This is a genomic window from Paraburkholderia mimosarum LMG 23256 = NBRC 106338 (assembly GCF_000739815.1).
Classification (GTDB): Bacteria; Pseudomonadota; Gammaproteobacteria; order Burkholderiales; family Burkholderiaceae; genus Paraburkholderia; species Paraburkholderia mimosarum.
This window is the reverse complement of record NZ_BBJJ01000018.1, coordinates 16,759-36,428: the sequence shown is the minus strand read 5'-3', so window position 1 is coordinate 36,428 and position 19,670 is coordinate 16,759. Positions and strand designations below refer to the sequence as shown.

12 protein-coding genes and 1 pseudogene are annotated in these 19,670 nt (G+C 64.4%); 9 read left to right on the top strand and 4 right to left on the bottom strand.

The genetic code is table 11. The annotated features are described in order from the left end of the window. Positions 1-93: 93 nt before the first annotated feature. Positions 94-4,245, bottom strand: coding sequence for a CheR family methyltransferase (locus tag BMI01S_RS15405; protein WP_051381409.1), 4,152 nt, complete (start codon positions 4,243-4,245; stop codon positions 94-96). On the opposite strand from BMI01S_RS15405, the gene BMI01S_RS40810 reads away from it, so the two are divergent. The 3 genes and pseudogenes from BMI01S_RS40810 (at position 4,244) to BMI01S_RS15390 (ending at position 7,781) form a co-directional block, all read left to right on the top strand. Continuing rightward, positions 4,244-4,492 (top strand): hypothetical protein, encoded by a 249-nt coding sequence (locus BMI01S_RS40810; protein WP_154671246.1) that lies wholly within the window; start codon positions 4,244-4,246, stop codon positions 4,490-4,492. The two genes, BMI01S_RS15405 and BMI01S_RS40810, sit on opposite strands and share 2 nt — an antisense overlap. A gap of 918 nt (positions 4,493-5,410) precedes the next feature. Continuing rightward, a pseudogene (locus tag BMI01S_RS15395) lies at positions 5,411-6,521 on the top strand (2-isopropylmalate synthase); the annotation flags it as partial. Positions 6,522-6,686: 165 nt separating this feature from the next. Further along, a complete protein-coding gene (locus tag BMI01S_RS15390) occupies positions 6,687-7,781 on the top strand; it encodes a branched-chain amino acid aminotransferase (protein ID WP_028213742.1) in 1,095 nt (364 codons plus the stop codon). Positions 7,782-7,905: 124 nt separating this feature from the next. On the opposite strand, the gene BMI01S_RS15385 is transcribed toward BMI01S_RS15390, so the two are convergent. From BMI01S_RS15385 to BMI01S_RS15375, 3 genes are read right to left on the bottom strand one after another with little or no spacing between them, the layout of a single operon-like run. Then, a complete protein-coding gene (locus tag BMI01S_RS15385) occupies positions 7,906-8,928 on the bottom strand; it encodes an XdhC family protein (RefSeq protein WP_028230981.1) in 1,023 nt (340 codons plus the stop codon). 19 nt (positions 8,929-8,947) lie between these two features. Continuing rightward, entirely contained in the window at positions 8,948-10,387 is a 1,440-nt protein-coding gene (locus BMI01S_RS15380; RefSeq protein WP_028213740.1) for an aldehyde dehydrogenase family protein, read from the bottom strand. Beyond that, entirely contained in the window at positions 10,384-11,325 is a 942-nt protein-coding gene (locus BMI01S_RS15375; protein ID WP_028213739.1) for a LysR family transcriptional regulator, read from the bottom strand. The genes BMI01S_RS15380 and BMI01S_RS15375 overlap by 4 nt, the downstream gene beginning before the upstream one ends. A 279-nt stretch (positions 11,326-11,604) precedes the next feature. On the opposite strand from BMI01S_RS15375, the gene BMI01S_RS15370 reads away from it, so the two are divergent. The 6 genes from BMI01S_RS15370 to BMI01S_RS15345 are packed head-to-tail and all read left to right on the top strand — an operon-like array spanning position 11,605 to position 19,667. Then, positions 11,605-13,098 (top strand): UbiD family decarboxylase, encoded by a 1,494-nt coding sequence (locus tag BMI01S_RS15370; RefSeq protein WP_028230980.1) that lies wholly within the window; start codon positions 11,605-11,607, stop codon positions 13,096-13,098. Continuing rightward, complete coding sequence (locus BMI01S_RS15365; protein ID WP_028213737.1) at positions 13,091-13,711, top strand: UbiX family flavin prenyltransferase; 621 nt, start codon at positions 13,091-13,093, stop codon at positions 13,709-13,711. The genes BMI01S_RS15370 and BMI01S_RS15365 overlap by 8 nt, the downstream gene beginning before the upstream one ends. After that, complete coding sequence (locus tag BMI01S_RS15360; protein ID WP_028230979.1) at positions 13,708-16,749, top strand: xanthine dehydrogenase family protein molybdopterin-binding subunit; 3,042 nt, start codon at positions 13,708-13,710, stop codon at positions 16,747-16,749. Before BMI01S_RS15365 ends, BMI01S_RS15360 begins: the two co-directional genes overlap by 4 nt. Continuing rightward, positions 16,746-17,567, top strand: a complete 822-nt coding sequence (locus BMI01S_RS15355) for an FAD binding domain-containing protein (RefSeq protein WP_028213735.1) — start codon at positions 16,746-16,748, stop codon at positions 17,565-17,567. The genes BMI01S_RS15360 and BMI01S_RS15355 overlap by 4 nt, the downstream gene beginning before the upstream one ends. Continuing rightward, entirely contained in the window at positions 17,564-18,100 is a 537-nt protein-coding gene (locus BMI01S_RS15350; protein ID WP_028213734.1) for a (2Fe-2S)-binding protein, read from the top strand. The genes BMI01S_RS15355 and BMI01S_RS15350 overlap by 4 nt, the downstream gene beginning before the upstream one ends. Continuing rightward, positions 18,093-19,667, top strand: coding sequence for an AMP-binding protein (locus BMI01S_RS15345; RefSeq protein ID WP_028230978.1), 1,575 nt, complete (start codon positions 18,093-18,095; stop codon positions 19,665-19,667). The genes BMI01S_RS15350 and BMI01S_RS15345 overlap by 8 nt, the downstream gene beginning before the upstream one ends. Positions 19,668-19,670: the final 3 nt, after the last annotated feature.

The window sequence follows — 19,670 nt, the reverse complement described above, 5'->3', positions numbered from 1 at the left end:
AAACACTGTTCCCGCTTCTCCGCAGTCTGGATGAGTGCGGCGAATCTGCTGCTGCGACGAGATGCTTCGTCGCAGCAGCAGGCTCAGACCGCACTACCGGCTGTTCAGCGTCGGCAGGAAGTTTCTCAGGATCTGCGTCAGTGCCTGAAAGTCGATCGGCTTGCTGATCTGCGCGTCGAATCCGGCCTCGAGAATACGGCGTCGCCCGGCTTCCTGGTCACTGGCCGTCACCGCCACGGTGCGGGCGCTCTCGAGTAACGGCCTGGCCTTCACGCGAGCGATGAATTCCAGTGCGTTGGCAGCCGAGTCCTGGACCTCACAGATCACGACATCGACCGGTTGGCTCTCCATCGCCCTGATCGCGTGGTCCATGTCGTTGGCGGTGATGATGGTCGCGCCCTCCAGTTCGAGCAGCTTGCCAAGGGATGCAGTGGTCTCCGGGTCGTCGAGCGCAAGCATGGCCCGCACGCCTGCAAGCGATCCCGAAAGCGGCGTGTCCTGTCCAGCTTCTGGCGTGCTGTCCAGCGCCGGAAGCCATACGGTCAGCGTGGTTCCGCGGCCTGGCCCGTCGGACTGAGCGGCGACGCGACCACCGTGCATGTCGACGAGCTGCCTCACGACGGCGAGGCCGATTCCAAGGCCGCTCCTGGTCCGGCTGCGCGCTCCCTGACGATACATCTCGAAGATGTGGGGCAGTTCCGACGCCGCGATGCCTTTGCCGTTGTCAATCACATCGACGCGCACCATGTTCGCCTCGTGAGTCAGGCGCACTTCGATTGCGCCACCGTCGCGGGTGAACTTGATTGCATTCGACACGAGGTTCCACAGGATCTGTTCGCAACGGGCGCGGTCGGCGCTCACCATGGCGGGCTGCTCCGTGCCGGTGACGGACAGACTGATGTGGCGTGCGGCGGTATCGGGCTCGCAGGCCTGGGTGATGTCGCGCACCGTCGCGGCGAAATCGACCGGCTCCAGTTCGAGCGCGAGCTTGCCGGTGCGAACGCGCGACAGGTCCAGGAGATCGTCGATGATCTGCGCCTGGCTGCGAACCGCGCGCTTGATCGCGTCGGCAGTCTCGCGCACCACCGCGATATCGCGCGTCTGGGGCAGTCGCGGCAGTGTTTCGGCCTTCATGCCGATGAGGTTCAGCGGGTTTTTCAGCTCGTGAGAGAGCACCGCGATGAACTCGTCTTTCAACTGGCTCGTGTCCGACACGCGCTGCCGCTCCTCCTGTTCGTGCATCAGCGCATCGTCCTTGGCGTCCTCGCGCTGCTTGCGCTGCGTGAGGTCACGCAGGATCTTGGCAAAGCCCGTGAACGACGCATCGGAGATCGGCGTGACGACACCGCTGCACCACACGCGGCGGTGGTCCCGGGTTACGTACCAGCGCTCGTCGTCGGCGCGCCCTTCGGTCGCGGCTGTCTCCCGTTCGCGCACGGGCGCCTGTGTCTCACGGTCCTGCGGTTCGTAGATGAGCGAGATGTCCTTGCCCCTGACCTCGGCTTCGGCATAGCCGAAGATCCGCTCGGCGCCCGTGTTCCAACTGACGATGCGGCCGGCGGGATCGTGAACGATGATGGCGTAATCGTTGGTCGACTGGGCCACAAGCCTCAGCCGCTGTTCGCCGATTCTGGCCTGCTCTTCCGCCTCGTGGCGCGCAGTGATGTCGATCAACGTGAGGACTGCGCCATCGATGCGGTCGTCGGCCGTGCGGTAAGGCAACAGCCGCATCAGATACCACCGTCCGTCCTGGCTTTGCACTTCCCGCTCGATGAGCTTGAGCGTTTCGAATGCTTCCTTGACGTCCTCCGCAAGCGACGGGTGCTTCAGGGAATGCGTGATGTCGAACAGCGAGCGCCCGATGTCCGAGTCGATCAGCTTGAAGATGCGCGTCGCGCTCGGGGTGAACCGCTTGACCTGGATTTTCTTGTCGACGAAGACGGTTGCGATCTCGGTCGAGACGATGATGTTCTGCAGGTCGTCGTTCGCTTTCGCGGTTTCCTCGACACGCGAGTGCAACTCCGAGTTCAGCGTCGTCAGCTCCTCGTTGACCGACTGCAATTCTTCCTTGCTGCTCTCCAGCTCTTCCGTGGCCGACCGAAGTTCCTCGTTGATTGCCTGCAATTCCTCGTTCGAGGCCTTCAGCTCTTCGACGGACGTCTCGTACTGCTCGATCGTGGTGGCCAGCTGTTCGCGGCTGTGCTGCAACTCCTGTTCGAGCTGCACGAGCACCGGGTCCTGGCCCTTGTGCTCGGCTTCGCCTTCCTCGGACATGCGCTCCTGCACCTCGTCGAACAGCACGAGGAAGAAGTCGGCGTTGACGCCCGGGTCGTGAAAGGGGCGCACTGTCATGTTGATCCACGACGTGCGGCCGTCGCGGACCATCTTCACGCGCCGGGCCTCGACGCTCGCGCCGGTTTGCAGTGCGCGAAACAGCGTCGTGCGAAGATCCAGCCGCAATTCGGGTACGACGACGGCCATGATATTGGTCGAAGGCTCGCCCCCGGCATGATGCAGGAATCTGCCTGCGTTATCGGACAGATGCACGATCGCCGAGTCACGGTCCACGATGACGCTCGGCGGCGCGTATTCCTCGAGGACACGCTGGTGCAGCGCCGAAAATGAGAAGTTGCGCCGGTCGGGCGGCAGCGGCGGTCTCGCGCTTGCGACCACCGACTGCGCGTCCTCGGTGGCCACACCCGGCTGCGCCAGCGAAGGGAAGGAAACTGCCTGCCTCGCGCGGTTGAGGATCTTTCTCGCCCTGTAGATGCGATGCTTTTTGTCGACGACCGTGAAGAGGTCGTCGGCTGCATCGGCAGACTCGGCCGATCCGAGGAAGAGATATCCGCCAGGGCGCAGCGCAAAGTGGAACAGCTCCAGAACCTGCCGTTGAACGGCGCGATCCAGATAGATGAGGACGTTCCTGCAGGAGATGAAATCGAGATGCGAAAACGGCGGGTCTTTCAGCAGGCTGTGTGCCGCAAAGAGAATGCGCTCACGTACCGGCTTGACGATCACATAGCGGCCTGCCTCGTGAATGAAGTAGCGGCGCAGCAGATCGGCGGGCACGTCCGCGGCAATGGACTCCGGGTAGGACCCGGTGCGCGCACGCGCGATTGCCGTCTCATCGATATCTGTGGCAAAGACCTGCAGCGCGGATGCCGAGCCAGCTGCCTCACGCGCCTGGGCCATGAGCACGGCAATGGAGTAGGCTTCCTCGCCCGTCGAACAGCCGGCAATCCATACGCGAATCTGCGCATCGCTGGGGGCGGCGCGGAACAGCTCGGGAGTGACCGTCTCGCGCAGGAAGTCAAACGCCTCGCGGTCGCGGAAGAACTGCGTAACGCCGATCAGCATGTCCGCAAGCAGCGCGGTCGTTTCTTCGGGGTTGCTGCGCAGATAGTTGCGGTAGCGCTCGAGATCGGGAAGACCGTTCACCTGCAGACGCCGCTCGATGCGGCGCAGCACCGTGGCGCGTTTGTAGTGACGGAAATCATGGCCTGTGCGTACGCGCAGATGCATCAGGATGTCCTGGAGTACGCGCTCGGCATCGCCTCGCGGCATGCCTTCGTCTTCCTCCGGCTCGGCCGTTTCCAGTTCGGGCACGTGGATTCGCCGGGCATTGTCCCGCAGCTCCAGCAGCTTCTGGGGCATTTCGGCAGCCGGCAGGATGATATCGATCTGTCCCGTGGTAATGGCATGCTTCGGCATCTCGGGATATTCGGCATCGTTCGGCTCCTGCGCCATCGTTACGCCGCCTTTCTCCTTGATATGGCTGAGGCCCGCCGCACCGTCCGAGCCCGTCCCGGACAGCACGATACCCATGGCGTTCACGCCCTGGGCGTCGGCGAGGGTACGGAAGAACTCGTCGATGGTCAGAATCCTGCGGTCCGGCTCATCGCGATCGGTCACGTGCAGGTAGCCGTCGGACAGGCGAAGCTGCTTGCCCGGCGCGATGACATACACGTGATTGCTTTCGATCCGCGTAGCGCTCGTGACCTGAGCGACCGGCATGGCGGTGGCCCGCTGCAGGATCGCGTCGGCGTGGCTTTCGTGTTCCGGCGACAGATGGATGATGACGACGAACGCCATCCCCATGGAGGCCGGCGCATGACTGAAAAAATTGATCAGCGCAGGAATGCCACCGGCCGATGTCCCGATGCCCACGACCGTGAGCAGGGGATGACCCGCCGCGGCGCGGACGTCATCGGCCCGGCCGATATCGCCTGGATTGGTGGTGGTCATGTCGAAGGTCCTCTATCTGGCCGTCATTGCCGGCCGGCATTGTTGTGTTGGGCGAAATCCGGTCGGGCAGATGACAGGTGTGTACGGGCACTCCTGCGCGTCGTCGCAGGATGCGATCCGCACCTTACTGCCGCTTGAACCTGCGGTCAACGTGCCGCCCACAACTCGCTGCCGTCAAGACGTGCTGGCCGCCTGGCCGGCGGGTCGGCGCGCCGACGCTCGCCTGCCAGGGCTCGCCGAAGTCTGACGCTGCACGATGGTCAGGGCGGCCGGCTATCGTCGCTAACGCTGCTTCGCCCTCGAATGCCGGGACGGCATGATCCGCTGATGGATGGCGGGGCCGGACCTCGCGGCGTCCAGGGGCCAGGCAAAATCGGCTCGGCTCATAACCGTCGCAGGCGCCGTGAACCTCGATCGTGTTGAATTCACTTGCGCGTGCAATACGTCAAGTTGACATGGCGAACGTCAGAGGCCAACGGTGGTGCTTCACGACTTGTTGTGGAGAAAGATGGGGGCCGCGTTTCGGCAGAGGCCGGGCTGGCGCTTTCCAGTTGCCTGTCAGCCAGGCAATGACGGGTCAGTTTGGCCATGCTGAATATTGATGCCGAGATCGGGGCACGCCTCGCCCGCCTTGCGCAGATGGAGCGCGGCGCAGAAGCTTGCCTTGCGCCTTGGCTTGACGAGGCGCGAAGCGCCCTGCGAACTGATCTGGCCATGTTGAGGGCACGCTGCGGCGTGCAATTTCTCAGGCTGAATGGCCTGGCACCCTGCGACCAGCCTGGTTAGGCACAGGCCCGGTTGCCCAGACGCAGTGCTCTTCTACCCAGCCCATCGCACGCGCACGAGCAAATGTCGGCGCTTCGTTTTCGTCGATGAGATTGTCATCGAGACACAGAGGGTGAATATAGTCTTCGAATGAGGAGGGGCACAATTTTGCTTCGTCCCGTCATCGGCGGGCTCGTACTGCAGGTCCCAGTCCGGCCCGCCCGTTGGCGCGCCAGCGGGCTTTCGAAGTCGCGGGTTGACCCCAGGTTCAGCTGAAATATCGTTGGCTATAATCGCGGACGGCCGGGTGCTGAGATCCAGCGTACCGGCAAGCGCAAGCGGGAAAGGCTACCCCCATTCCCCTGATCAATGCAGTTGCCGATCCCTACAGGAGACTGGCATGGCAGAACAACTCATCATTTTCGATACCACCTTGCGGGATGGAGAGCAGTCGCCGGGTGCGTCGATGACGAAAGAAGAAAAACTCCGGATCGCCAGGCAACTGGAGCGTATGCGGGTCGACGTGATCGAAGCGGGCTTCGCGGCGAGCTCCGATGGCGATTTCCAGGCAGTGCGTGCAATCGCAAGCGAAGTGAAAGATAGCATTATCTGTTCTCTCGCGCGCGCGAACGAGCGTGACATATCACGTGCGGCCGAAGCGCTGCAGCCAGCCAGTCGTTTTCGCATCCATACCTTTCTCGCGACGTCGCCGCTGCATATGGAGAAAAAGCTCCGCATGTCGCCCGACCAGGTGTACGAGCAGGCGCGTCGCGCAGTGCGTGAGGCGCGTCGCTTCACCGATGACGTCGAGTTCTCGCCAGAGGACGCTAGTCGCTCAGACATGGACTTTCTCTGCCGGGTGCTGGAAGGCGTCATTGCCGAAGGCGCGACCACGATCAACGTACCCGATACCGTTGGCTATGCCATGCCAGAAGGTTATGCAGCATTGATCCGCGAACTACGTGAGCGCATTCCGAATTCAGACCGGGCGGTTTTTTCGGTGCACTGTCACGATGATCTTGGCCTCGCCGTGGCGAACTCATTAGCCGCGGTCAAATCAGGCGGCGCAAGGCAGATCGAGTGCACGATCAACGGACTTGGCGAACGGGCAGGGAATACGGCGCTCGAGGAAGTCGTCATGGCGGTCAAGACCCGGAGAGATCATTTCGACCTCGACGTGCGCGTCGATACGAGCCAGATTGTCGCGGCTTCGCAGTTGGTCTCGGAGATTACCGGGTTCGCAGTGCAGCCCAACAAGGCGGTAGTTGGCGCTAATGCGTTCGCTCATGCGTCCGGCATCCACCAGGACGGTGTGCTCAAAGCGCGCGATACGTACGAAATCATGCGGGCGGAAGACGTAGGCTGGAGTGCAAACAGGATCGTGCTTGGGAAGCTCTCCGGTCGAACTGCCTTCAAACAGCGCCTGCGTGAGCTCGGCGTTATGATGAACAGCGACGCTGAATTGAATGCAGCGTTCGCGCGCTTCAAGGCTCTCGCTGATCGTGAGGCCATCGTTTCCGATGTCGCGCTGGTCGCCCTGGCACGGCAGGGCGAGGGCGTGAATTCCGGCAGCATGCATCCATAACGGTTAGCGAAAAAAGGCTTTCACACCACAGACCGCCGGACTGCAGGAATATCCTGCGGCCGCGTTATTTTCGTCATTGCTCGAAGAAACCATGAATACTGAAACAACTGTCCAGTTTGTTATTTCGCCCAGCACGACACCGACCCCGCACGATGAGATCGCCGCGAGCATCGCCAACCCGGTATTTGGTCGCGTGTTCACCGATCACATGGCGACCGTTCGATGGACCAATGCGCTTGGCTGGCACGACGCGAAAGTTGAGCCGCGCCGGCCGTTTCAGATCGACCCCGCCTGCGCTGTGCTGCACTACGCGCAGGAGATTTTCGAAGGCATGAAAGCCTATCGCGGCGACGACGGCTCGATCTCGCTTTTCAGGCCTCACGAGAATGCCAGGCGGTTTCGCGCGTCGGCAGCGCGCATGTCGATGGCGGAACTCCCCGAAACACTCTTTGTCGGCGCAGTGGAGGCACTCGTGAAGATCGACCGGGACTGGGTTCCTGGCGGCGATGGCAGTTTGTACCTTCGGCCTTTCATGTTTGCAACGGAGAATTTCCTCGGGGTGCGCGCCGCCAACGAGTATCTGTTCTGTGTTATCGCTTCGCCCGTTGGGCCGTATTTCAAGGCGGGCAAGACGGCGGTCACTGTTTGGGTCTCCGACCAATACACCCGTGCGGCGCCAGGTGGAACGGGCGCGGCCAAGTGCGGCGGAAATTATGCCGCCAGCCTGATTGCGCAAACCGAAGCGGCAGCGAAAGGCTGCGACCAGGTCGTGTTCCTCGACGCTGCGGAACACAAATGGGTCGAAGAACTGGGCGGCATGAACGTGTTCTTCGTGATGGACGACGGCTCCCTGCGTACACCTCCGCTATCGGGCACCATCCTGCCCGGTATTACGCGCGCTTCCATTATTGAACTGGCCAAACGGGAGGGCATCGCAGTCTCCGAAGAGCCTTATGCATTCGCATCGTGGCAAGCCGATGCGATCAGCGGTCGAGTCAAGGAGGCCTTTGCCTGTGGTACGGCAGCGGTTGTGACGGCCATCGGAGAGGTTCGTCACGCGGCGGGCGAATTCAAGATCGGCGATGGCGGCGAAGGCCCTGTCACGCAACGAATTCGCACTACGCTCACCGGTATTCAGCGCGGGAAAATTTCTGACGCATTCGGCTGGACCCATAAGGTGTCTTGAGCGATTTTCCTGGAACCGGTGCTTAGGCATGCGAGCCAAGGGCTTTGTGGCCCCGAGGTATCCTGTGATGATTGCAGTAATTTTCATGAAATTACTGCAATCGCGCCTTACGTTTCTGCTCCGCTTACAAGGCGCCACAGCTCACCGCGTTGCCCGCCATCTCGCGGGCCGCTTTCGCGCCTTCGACCCCTAGCAGTTGTGGCAACGGCACGCCATTTTTCGCGGCCGTCAATTCGGCAAGTATCGACAGGGCGATCTCCGGCGGCGTCCGGCTGCCGATGTAGATGCCCACCGGTCCGTGCAGGCGTGCGAGTTCTTCATCGTCGAGATCGAACTCCTTCAAGCGCTTTCGCCGCGCCGCGTTATTGCGACGCGAACCGAGCGCACCCACATAGAACGCAGGCGTTCTCAGCGCTTCCATCAGCGCGAGATCGTCGAGCTTCGGATCGTGCGTCAGCGCAATCACCGCACAGCGTTCGTCGAGCTTCATGTCCATCACGGTGTCGTCGGGCATGGCACGAACGATGCTCGTGCCCGGCACGTTCCACTCGTCCGTATATTCCTCGCGCGGATCGCACACCGTGACCTGATAATCCAGCCCAACCGCGATGCTGCACAGATAGCGCGACAACTGTCCCGCACCGATGACCAGCATCCGGTAACGGGGCCCATGGATGGTCAGCAGCGTCGTCCCGTCGAAGAGGACGCCGTCCGTCGCCTGCGCGGGTTCGAGGCGCGCAGCGCCCGTCGCCATGTCGAGCGTGCGCGCGACGAGCCTGCCTGCTTCCACCGCTGCGCACAGCGCGGCTATACCGCTCGCAGGCGTCAACGGCTCCAGCACGAGCTGAATGGTGCCGCCACATGGCAGGCCGAAGCGATGCGCCTCTTGCGCGCTGACGCCGTACTTCAACGCCTGCGGCCTTTCCGGTTCGATGCCTCGCTGCCGCACGCGATCGATCAGATCGTCTTCGATGCATCCGCCCGAGACCGACCCGACCACATGCCCATCGGCGCGCACGGCAAGCATCGCGCCTGCGGGACGCGGCGACGATCCCCACGTCTTCACCACCGTCACCAGCAGCACGCGATGCCCGTCTGCCAACCATCGCGCGCTGCTTTTCAGGACTTCGAGATCCACGCTGTCCATCGACTCGCTTCCCTGCCATTCACCGCAACGGCGCAATACGTTCCGCAACGCCGGCCGGCATGCAGATGTGCTTCAACTCGGTGAAGTCCGCAAGCGCATCGTAGCCGTGCAGCCGACCCAGTCCGCTTTGGCGATAGCCGCCCGTTTCGGCTTCGGCGAAAAGCTTGTTGTGGTCATTGATCCACACAGTGCCGTTGCGCAGCGCACGCGCTACGCGCAACGCGCGCGCTCCGTCGTGCGTCCATACGCTTGCCGAGAGACCGAAGACGGTGTCGTTGGCTTTGTCGATCGCTTCCATTTCGTTCTCGAAGACTTCCAGCGTGACGAACGGGCCAAAGATCTCGTCCTGACAGAAGAACGCCTTGGGATCGCCATGTTCGACGAGCGTAGGCGACAGAAACGCATGCCCCGAGCAAGTGCCTCGCAGCAGCACGCGCTCGGCCATCCCGCACGCGCGCTCGATCGTCCGTTGCACCGCATCGCGCGTAGTGCCGTCGATGAGCGCGCCGATATCTGTTGCTGGATCGATGCCCGGTCCGACCCTCAGGGACGCAAGCGCCGACGCGAGGTGTTCGCGCATCTCCGCGGCGCGCGACGCATGAACCAGCACCCGGCGCGCCGCCGTGCATTGCTGCCCGGAGATGATCGTCGCGGCGCGCGCGAGACGCGGCGCTATCGCCGCAATATCGGCATCGTCGAAGACGATGCAGCATGACTTGCCGCCAAGTTCGAGCGACAGCTTCTTCATGCTGTCGGCAGCGGCCGCCATGATCTTCTTGCCTGTTGCCGTCGACCCCGTGAAGCTCACCACATCGACGTCGTGAGAATCCACGAGCCGCTGGCCGGCCGCGTGTCCCCGTTCGTTGACGAGGTTCACTGCGCCCTCAGGCAACGCCGTGCATTCGAAGCAGCGCAACATCGCGGCCGTGAGCAGTGACGTCTGCGCCGCCGGTTTGACGATCGCCGTGCAGCCGGCCGCCAGTGCGGGCGCGAGCGAGCGCACGAGCAGCACGGCCGGTGCATTCCACGGCACGATGATTGCCGCAACGCCGGCCGCTTCGCGCAGCATCGTCGATATCGTGCCCGGTTCCGGTTCGAGCACGTGCCCGGCAATATGCCGCGCGAGCCCCGCGTAATAGCGTACTTCCGATATCGCACCCGCAATCTCGCCGCGCGATTGCGCGATCGCCTTGCCGTTCTCGCGCGTGAGCAGGGTTGCGAGCGTGTCGCGTTCGGCTTCGAGCGCCGACGCCCAGCCAAGCAGCACGTCCTGGCGCAAACGCGCGTCCTGCGCCCATGTCGTGCGATCGAACGCGTGGCGCGCGGCGGCGATGGCGGCATCGGCTTCGCCCGATCCGCCGTCGGCGAACTGGCCGATGGCTTCGCCCGTCGCGGGATCGATGCTGTCGATGTTGGGTGTGCCGGTCCATTCGCCGGCAATCCAGTGTCGTGCGTTCATGCTGAACGTTCCTTGATGGTGTGTGAGGGCTCGCCGCCCGACATGTTCGACGCGCGGTGCAACTCGTCGCCGATGACCTCGATCAGTGCTTCCGCCGCCGCGCTCAACGGGCGGCGCGGATGGTTCACGCAGACAATGTGCCGCACGATGCGAGGCGCCAGAATCGGGCGCGCGCGCAACGTGCCGTGCCGCGCCGCCCGCTCAACGACGATGCGCGGCAGGATCGTCGCGAACCGCGTGTGCTCGACGAGCTTCAGAATCGTCGAAAGCACGTCGATTTCGAAGCGCGGCGCGAGCAACACGTCCTCGTGTTGCGCGGCGCTGTCGAGCACGCCGCGCAGGCCGTGGCGCTTCGTCGGCAGCACCAGTTCGAGTTCGGGCAATTGCGCGAGTTCGATTGCGTGCGGCAGGTCGGGGCCGTGCGCAGCGCTGGTGGCAAGCACCATCTCTTCGTCGAGCAGCGCTCGCGAGTCGAGCGAAAGGCGCGCTCGCGGCTTGTTGATGATGGCGGCATCGAGCTGGCCGCCCGCCACCCAGTCGATGAAGGTCGCGCTGTAGCCATCGGCGACGGTGACTTCGACATCGGGGTAACGCGCGTGAAAGCGCGACAGCGAATCCGCGAGCACGCTTTCGGTCACCGATGCGATCAGCCCGATGCCGACATGCCCCGTCACCACTTCGTCGCGCTGTACAAGTTGCTGCCGCGCGTGGGAAAGGTCGCGCATGATCGGTAAAAACAGGCGGTACATCAGCCGTCCCGCGGCGGTCGGCGCCATGCCGTTTGCGCCGCGCTCGAACAGCTGCTGATGCAGTTCGTCTTCGAGCTTCGCGATCTGCATGCTCAAGGCCGGTTGCACGATGTTCAGCCGCTTCGCGGCGCGCGTGACCGAGCCGTCCTCGAACAGCGCGATGAAGTACTGAATTTGCTTGAGGTCCATGTTTCCCTCGGGGCATCAGCGACGCTAATGGGGTGCAGTGACATTATCACCCTGCGTTCGTCGACGGTGCAGGGCGCCTTATCGTCGTGCGCCCTTCCGTGCGGGCGTGCGCGAGGGTCTATTGATACGTAACTGTAAGAGCGCTGTCATCCGGGCTAACACCCATATAAGAACGAATGATGCGGCGCATCAGCAAACAGTATTAGAAGTTATAGCGTGATCTCGCTACGCTTCATCCCATGCGCTTGCCATGGCAGGCGCGCACCGATGGAGACAATGATGAACACACGCGATGCCGAAACGCACGGCATTCCCTCATTCGCCTGGGCACGGGATCACGCCGACACCGGCTCGCTGTCGCTGCGCGACTGGCTCGCGTATCTCGCGAAAACCGGCCGTGTCGCGACGATCGACAAGCCCGTCGCGCTCGAGCACGAACTCGCCGCCATTGCGAAACGGCTCGACGGCGAACGAGCTGCTTTTTTCACGCAGCCGCACGGACATGCGATGCCCGTCGTGAGCGGCTTCATGTCGAAGCGCGCGTGGATCGCGGAAGCGATGGGCGTCGATGAATCCGCGTTGCTCGCGCGTTTTTCCGCTGCGGCCGCTGCGCCGCTCGCATCGAAGCTGATTCAACGTGAGGACGCGTCGTGTCAGCAAGTGGTGCATACGAGCGGCGTCGATCTTCACGCGCTGCTGCCCATTCCCACGCACAGCGAACACGACAATGGCCCGTACATCACCGCCGGTCTCGTGATCGCGCGCAATCCGCGCACCGGTGTGCAGAACGTTTCGATCAACCGCATTCAGGTGCACGGCCCCGATCGCATGGCGATCCTGCTGCTGCCGCGTCATCTCTACGCATTCCAGCGCGACGCGGAAGCCGCGGGCGATGCGCTCGACGTCGCCATCGTGATTGGCGTCGATCCGCTGACGATGCTCGCGTCGCAAGCGATCACGCCGATCGATCACGACGAACTCGAAATCGCGGGCGCGCTGCACGGTGCGCCGCTGCCTGTCGTGCGATGCATGACGAACGGCGTACACGTGCCGGCGTTCGCGGAGATCGTCATCGAAGGGCGCATTCTGCCGAACGTGCGCGAGCCGGAAGGTCCGTTCGGCGAATTTCCGAAGTACTACAGCGCGAAGGAAGCACGCGAAGTCATCGAAGTGACGGCCGTCACGCATCGGCGCGATCCGATCTTTCATACGATCGTGCCCGCCGAAATGGAGCATCTGCTGCTCGGCGCGATTCCGCGCGAAGCCACGTTGCTCGCGCATCTTCAGCGCAGCCATCCCGCCGTGAAGGACGTGCATCTGTCGGTGGGCGGCGTGTGCCGCTATCACCTGTGGGTGCAATTCGACAAGAAGCGCGAAGGCGAAGCGAAGAACGTCATCCTGTGCGCGTTCGGCGCGCATTACGACATCAAGCAGGTCGTCGTCGTCGATACCGATGTGAACGTGCACGATCCCGCCGAAATCGAATGGGCGATCGCGACGCGCTTCCAGGCAGACCGCGATCTCGTCGTGATAGCAGGCGCGCAAGGTTCGCCGCTCGATCCATCGACGACGGTCGGTCAGCCCGACGATGCGCCGTCGCATCTGCAAGGCGTGAGCGCGAAGATGGGCCTCGATGCGACGCGCCCCGTCGTCTATCCCGCGCATGTGTTTACGCGCGTGCAGATACCGGGGCAAGACACGGTCGACCTGCAAGCACTCGTCGCCGCTGACAACAGCGCATTCGACGCCTGGTTGGCGCGCGATCATGGCTGAGCGAAAGAAGCGCATCGTCGTCGGCATTTCGGGCGCAAGCGGCGCGGTGATCGGCGTGCGTTTGCTCGCCGCGTTGCACCGGCTCGGCACGCACGAGACGCATCTCATCGTGTCGTCATCGGGCGCGGTGACGGCCGCACAGGAACTCGGCCTCGCGCGTGGTCATCTCGAAGCCGTTGCCGATGTCGTGCACAACGTGCGCGATATCGGCGCGGCCGTGGCGAGCGGATCGTTTGTGACCGAAGGCATGGTGATCGCGCCATGTTCGATGAAAACGCTCGCGGGCGTCGCGAACGGCTTCGCGGACAACCTGCTTGCGCGTGCCGCCGATGTGATGCTCAAGGAGCGCCGCCGCCTCGTGCTGGTCGCGCGCGAAACGCCGCTCAATCTCGCGCATCTGCGCAACATGACGCTCGCCACGGAAATGGGCGCGATCGTGATGCCGCCGGTGCCCGCGTTCTACGCGCATCCGCAGACTATCGACGACGTGGTCGACCACACGGTCGGGCGCATTCTCGATCTGTTCGGCATCGAGCATGGCGAGATTGCCCGCCGCTGGAGCGGTCTCGCCGATGAATTCGGCGGCCGCGCCGCACGAGGAGTCACGTCATGAATCAGCGCGAAACCGCATTTGCCGAGATGGACGCGCGCGTCGCCGGCAGCCAGGCGCGCGAAGCGACCGCACCGCAGCGTCACATCGGACGCTCGATGGAGCGCCTCGAAGACCCGGCGATCCTGACGGGCCGTGGCCGCTACGGCGACGACATCGCTGTCAAGCCGGGCACGCTGCACGCCGCGATTCTGCGTTCGCCGCACGCGCACGCGGAAATCCTGTCTATCGATACGCAAGCTGCATCGAAACTCGCGGGCGTGCGCGCCGTGCTCACGCGCGACGATTTGCGTCCGTGGTCGCGACCGTTCGTCGTCGGCGTGAAATCGCCGATGGAACAGTGGGCGCTCGCGATGGACCGCGTGCGCTACGTGGGCGAGCCGGTCGCGGTCGTGATGGCCGAATCGCGTGCGCTCGCGGAAGACGCGCTCGATCTGATCAAGGTCGACTACGCGATGCTCGATCCCGTGACGTCGATTGAACAAGCCGCGAAGGACGACGCGCCGGTGCTGCACGAACGCGTCGGCAGCAACGTCATCAGCGACCGGCATTTCCGCTACGGCGAGCCGGAAGCGGCCTTCGGGCGCGCGCCGCATCGCGTGAAGCTGGTCGCGCATTATCCGCGCAACACGTGCGCGCCGATCGAGTGCGGCGTGGTCATCGCCGAGTATCTCTCTGGCGATGAAGGCTACGACGTCACGTCGAATTTCATGGGGCCGTTCTCGCTGCACGCCGTCATGGCAATGGCGTTGAACGTGCCCGCCAATCGCCTGCGTCACAAGGCCCCGCGCGATTCCGGCGGCAGCTTCGGCGTGAAGCAGGCCGTGTTTCCGTATGTCGTGCTGATGTGCCTCGCGTCGCGCAAGGCGGGCGCGCCGGTGAAGTGGGTCGAGGATCGGCTCGAACACTTGAGCGCGGCAACCTCGGCGACGGCCCGTGTTTCGACGATAGAAGCGGCCGTCGAGGCGGATGGCCGCATCGTCGCGCTGTCTTACGATCAGTTGGAAGACGTCGGCGGCTACGTGCGCGCGCCCGAGCCCGCGACGTTCTACCGGATGCACGGCTGCCTGACGGGCGCGTACGCGATCCCGAATCTGCTCGTGCGCAATCGCGTCGTGCTGACGAACAAGACGCCGACGGGGCTCGTGCGCGGCTTCGGCGGGCCGCAGGTGTACTTCGCGCTGGAGCGGCTGATCCAGCGCATCGCGATCGAACTGAAGTTCGATGTGCTCGACGTGTATCGCCGCAACTTCGTTCCCGCCGATGCATTTCCGTATCGCGCGGCGGCGGGCGCGCTGCTCGATTCGGGCAATTATCAGGAAGCGCTGCGCCGTTCGCTCGACGAAGGCGGATACCAGGAACTCGTTGCGCGCCGCGACGCCGCGCGCAACGAAGGGCGGCTGTATGGCATCGGCTTCGCGGCGATCGTCGAGCCGTCGGTATCGAACATGGGCTACATCACGACCGTGATGCCCGCCGACGCACGCAGGAAAGCCGGGCCGAAGAACGGCGCGATCGCGAGCGCAACCGTCAGCGTCGATCTGCTCGGTGGCGTGGTCGTGACGATTGCTTCGACGCCCGCGGGCCAGGGCCACATGACGGTGTGCGCGCAAGTCGTCGCCGATGTGCTCGGGCTCGATCCGAAGGACATCGTCGTCAATGTCGAATTCGATACGCACAAGGACGCCTGGTCGGTCGCGGCCGGCAATTATTCGAGCCGCTTCGCGGGCGCGGTGGCGGGCACGGTGCATCTCGCCGCGACGCGCGTGCGCGACAAGCTCGCGCGCGTGCTCGCGAAGCAGTTCAACTGCGCGCCCGGCGACGTGCGCTTCGAAGGCGCGCGCGTCTATCCGCACGACGCCGAAGACCGCGCGCTGCCGTTCGCGCGCGCCGCGAGCAATGCGCCGCACTGGGCGCCCGCGCTCTTGCCCGAGGGCGAAGAGCCGGGCCTGCGCGAAACCGTGTTCTGGTCGCCGCCGCACATGGATGCGCCCGACGAACAGGACCGCATCAATACATCGGCGGCGTATGGCTTCGCGTTCGACATGTGCGGCGTCGAGGTGGATCGCGTGACGGGACGCGTGCGCATCGACCGATATGTGACCGTGCACGACGCCGGCACCATCCTCAATCCCGCACTCGCCGATGGCCAGATTCGCGGCGCGTTCGCGCAAGGCGTCGGCGCGGCGCTTATGGAAGAGTTCCGCTACGGCGCGGACGGCAGCTTCCAGTCCGGCACGCTCGCCGACTATCTGATGCCGACGACCTGCGAAGTGCCCGATCCGCTGATCGTGCATCTGGAGACGCCTTCGCCTTTCACGCCGCTTGGCGCGAAGGGGCTCGGCGAAGGCAACAACATGAGCACGCCGCCGTGCATCGCGAATGCGGTGGCGGACGCGCTCGGCGTCGAAGACATTCGCCTGCCGCTCACGCCGCCCAGCGTGATGGCGATGATCGGCATGGACGATCCCGAACCGTCGCGGCCGGAATATCGCGCAGCGCCCGCCACGAAGCCCGCGACGCCAGGCGGCGGACGCGCATTGACGGCGCAGGGCGCCGTCGATCTGCCCGCGGCACCCGAAGCTGTGTTCGCCGTGCTGCTCGATCCGAAGGCACTCGCGAACGTCATTCCCGGCTGTCACGCGCTCGAAGAGACGGCGCCGAACCAGTATCGCGCGGACGTGACCGTCGGCGTCGGCATGATCAAGGCGCGGTTCGAGGCGCGTATCGGCTTGTCGGAGATCGATGCGCCGCGCCGCCTGCGACTCGCTGGCGCGGGCATCTCGCCGCTCGGCAGCGCGCGCGGCAGCGGTCTCGTCGAACTGACGCCGCAAGGCACCGGCACGCGGCTCACGTACGACTATGAAGCGCAGGTGTCAGGCAAGGTCGCGGCGGTCGGCGGCCGCATGCTCGAAGGCGCGGCGAAGGTCGTGCTCAAGCAGTTGTTCGAATCGCTCGGACGGCAGGCGGCGGGCCAGCCCGTGCAAGCGCACGGATCGTGGATCGCAAGACTCCTCGCACGTTTCAGGAGACACGCATGAAGCCCGCACCGTTCGATTACCTGCGCGCGATGAGCGCGCAAGACGCGCTCGACGCGCTCGCGCAATACGGCGAAGACGCCCGCGTGCTGGCGGGCGGCCAGTCGTTGATGGCCGTGCTCAATATGCGGCTCGCGCAGCCGAAGGTGCTCGTCGATATCTCGCGCACCGTCGAACTCGATGCCGTGCGCGTGGACAAGCAGGCGGGGCATCTCGTCGTGAACGCCGCGGCGACGCAAGGCAGCGTCGAATGGCGCAGCACGCTCACCGACGAAGCGCCGCTGCTCGCGATGGCCTTCCCGCATATCTCGCACTTTCAGATTCGCAATCGCGGAACCGTGTGCGGATCGATCGCGCACGCGGACCCGAGCGCGGAGTTGCCGCTCGTGCTTTCGGCGCTCGGCGGCGATGTGATGCTGCGCTCGCGAAAGAGGCGCCGCACGCTCGCCGCGCGGGACTTCTTTCAGGGAATGCTGATGACCGCGCGCGAGCCCGACGAACTCGTCGAAGCGGTGCGCTTCCCGCTGCGCAAGGCAGGCGAGCGCTACGCGTTCGCGGAATTTTCGGCGCGACACGGCGATTTCGCGATCGTCGCGTGCGCGGCCGTGGTCACCGACGAGTCGATCCGTATTGCAGTCGGCGGCGTCGCGGACCGGCCTGTGACGGAGCAATGGCCGCGGCTGCAGGGCGACGACCTGCGCGGCGCACTGAACGATTTGAGCTGGAAACTGAACGCGCAGGACGACGCGCACATCAGCGCGAAATATCGCCGGAATCTGGTCCGGCAACTCGGATGGCGCGTGATCGAGGAGGCAAAGTGAGCAAGATGTCGGACACCATCATGCGGCACGGCAAAGCGCAGCGCATCGCGCTGACGCTGAACGGCCGCGAACGAAGCGGCCATTGCGAGCCGCGCGAACTGCTGTCGGACTTCATCCGGCACGAGCTCGGCGCGACGGGCACGCACGTCGGCTGCGAACACGGCGTGTGCGGCGCCTGTACCGTGCAGGTCGATGGCGTCGCGGCGCGCTCGTGCCTGATGCTCGCGGTGCAGGCCGATGGGCGGCATATCGATACCGTCGAAGGCCTCGCGCCCGATCAGACGCTCGGCGACCTGCAGCAGGCGTTCCAGCGGCATCACGCGCTGCAATGCGGCTTCTGCACGGCGGGCATTCTGATGTCATGCGCGGATTATCTGCGGCGCGTGCCGGATCCGTCCGAAGAGCAAGTGCGCGAGATGCTCTCGGGTCATATCTGCCGCTGTACGGGCTACACGCCGATCGTAGCCGCCGTGCTCGACGTGGCGGCGCGCCGCCGGGCCGAGGCAAGCACGGAAGAGGTCGAACATGCTTGATCTTGGCCGCACATTTCTGCAAAGCGTCGAGCGCAGTCCGAACGCGCTCGCGCTCGTCGATGGCGATGTCCAACTGACGTACGCGCAGTGGCATCGCATGATCCTGAATGTCGCCGATGGCCTGCGCGAGCTCGGCCTGCAACGCGGCGACCGGCTGCTCGTCGTGCTGCAAAACCGCTGGGAAATGGCGACGCTGCATTGGGCCGGACAGTTTGCGGGCATCGTGATCGTGCCGCTCAACTGGCGCGCGAAGCCGGATGAAGTCGACTACTGCGTGACCGACGCGGGGGCGAAGGCGATCGTCTACGAACCCGTCAGTGCCGATTCGGTCGCGCAGAGCGCCGCCGCCCAACAAGTGCCGCGCGTCGGACTCGACGACGCGCCCGGCCGCACCGCCACCTTCGATGCGCTCATCGTCGAACGAACGCGCAGCGGCGACGTGACCGACACGACGCACGCCACCGCCGACGACATCTCGCTGATCCTTTACACGTCAGGCACGACGGGCAAAGGCAAGGGCGTGCCGCGCCGGCATCGGCATGAACGCGCGGGGGCGCTCGCGCACGTCGCGCAGAACCTGTACAGGCGCGGCGAACGCACGCTCGGCGTGATGCCGCTTTATCACACGATGGGCGTGCGCTCGCTGCTCGCGATGGCGCTCGTCGATGGCCTTTTCGTCTGCGTGCCGCGCTGGAACGCGAAGCTCGCGCTCGAATGCATCTCGAAGCACGCGCTCACCTGCCTCTATCTCGTGCCGACGCTCTATCACGATCTGCTCGCCGACAGCGCGTTCGCGGATACGGATACGTCGTCGGTCAGAAAGCTCGGCTTCGCGGGCGCACCGATGAACGACGGCTTGCTCAAGCGCCTCTCGGCCGCGTTCGAGCCGGAGCTCTTCGTCAATCACTACGGCTCGTCCGAGGTCTACACGTTCAGCATCGACCAGGACGCGACAAAGAAGCCCGGCAGCGCGGGCCGCGCGGGCATCAATACGCGGCTGCGCGTCGTCAAGCTCGATGCGCTCTCGCCCGCTGAGAACGCCGAGGTCGGCGAAGAAGGGCAGATCATCGTGGACCTGCTCGGCGACGAAGCGTTCGAAGGCTACTGGAACCGTCCGGACGCCAACGCGAAGTCGCTGCGCGACGGCTGGTACTTCACCGGCGACACCGGCTACTTCGATGCCGACGGCGATCTCTACGTGACCGGCCGCGTCGACGACATGATCATCAGCGGCGGAGAAAACATCTCGCCGGTGGATATCGAATCGGTGTTGTCGCTGCATCCCGCCGTCGATGAAGTCGCGGTCGCCGGTGTCAAGGACGAGCGCTGGGGCCAGCGCGTGGTCGCGTTCATCAAGCGCCGCGAGTACGTCGATTCCGCTGCACTCGATGCATGGTGCCGCCAGTCGGACCTCGTCAACTTCAAGCGCCCGCGCGACTACGTGTTCGTCGATGACATTCCGAAGTCGCCCGTCGGCAAGATTCTGCGCCGCAAGCTGCAAGCGGGCGAGTACACGCCCGATTCGAAAGCGCAGGCCGCGCAACCTGCAGAAACCACCAAGGAGTAACCC

Bases quoted from the DNA above. Each gene is read 5' to 3' on its own strand.
- BMI01S_RS15405 (WP_051381409.1), bottom strand. From the start codon at position 4,245: ATGACCACCACCAATCCAGGCGATATCGGCCGGGCCGATGACGTCCGC.
- BMI01S_RS40810 (WP_154671246.1), top strand. From the start codon at position 4,244: ATGTCGAAGGTCCTCTATCTGGCCGTCATTGCCGGCCGGCATTGTTGT.
- BMI01S_RS15385 (WP_028230981.1), bottom strand. From the start codon at position 8,928: ATGGACAGCGTGGATCTCGAAGTCCTGAAAAGCAGCGCGCGATGGTTG.
- BMI01S_RS15355 (WP_028213735.1), top strand. From the start codon at position 16,746: ATGAAGCCCGCACCGTTCGATTACCTGCGCGCGATGAGCGCGCAAGAC.
- BMI01S_RS15360 (WP_028230979.1), top strand. From the start codon at position 13,708: ATGAATCAGCGCGAAACCGCATTTGCCGAGATGGACGCGCGCGTCGCC.
- BMI01S_RS15390 (WP_028213742.1), top strand. From the start codon at position 6,687: ATGAATACTGAAACAACTGTCCAGTTTGTTATTTCGCCCAGCACGACA.
- BMI01S_RS15365 (WP_028213737.1), top strand. From the start codon at position 13,091: ATGGCTGAGCGAAAGAAGCGCATCGTCGTCGGCATTTCGGGCGCAAGC.
- BMI01S_RS15345 (WP_028230978.1), top strand. From the start codon at position 18,093: ATGCTTGATCTTGGCCGCACATTTCTGCAAAGCGTCGAGCGCAGTCCG.
- BMI01S_RS15375 (WP_028213739.1), bottom strand. From the start codon at position 11,325: ATGGACCTCAAGCAAATTCAGTACTTCATCGCGCTGTTCGAGGACGGC.
- BMI01S_RS15370 (WP_028230980.1), top strand. From the start codon at position 11,605: ATGAACACACGCGATGCCGAAACGCACGGCATTCCCTCATTCGCCTGG.
- BMI01S_RS15380 (WP_028213740.1), bottom strand. From the start codon at position 10,387: ATGAACGCACGACACTGGATTGCCGGCGAATGGACCGGCACACCCAAC.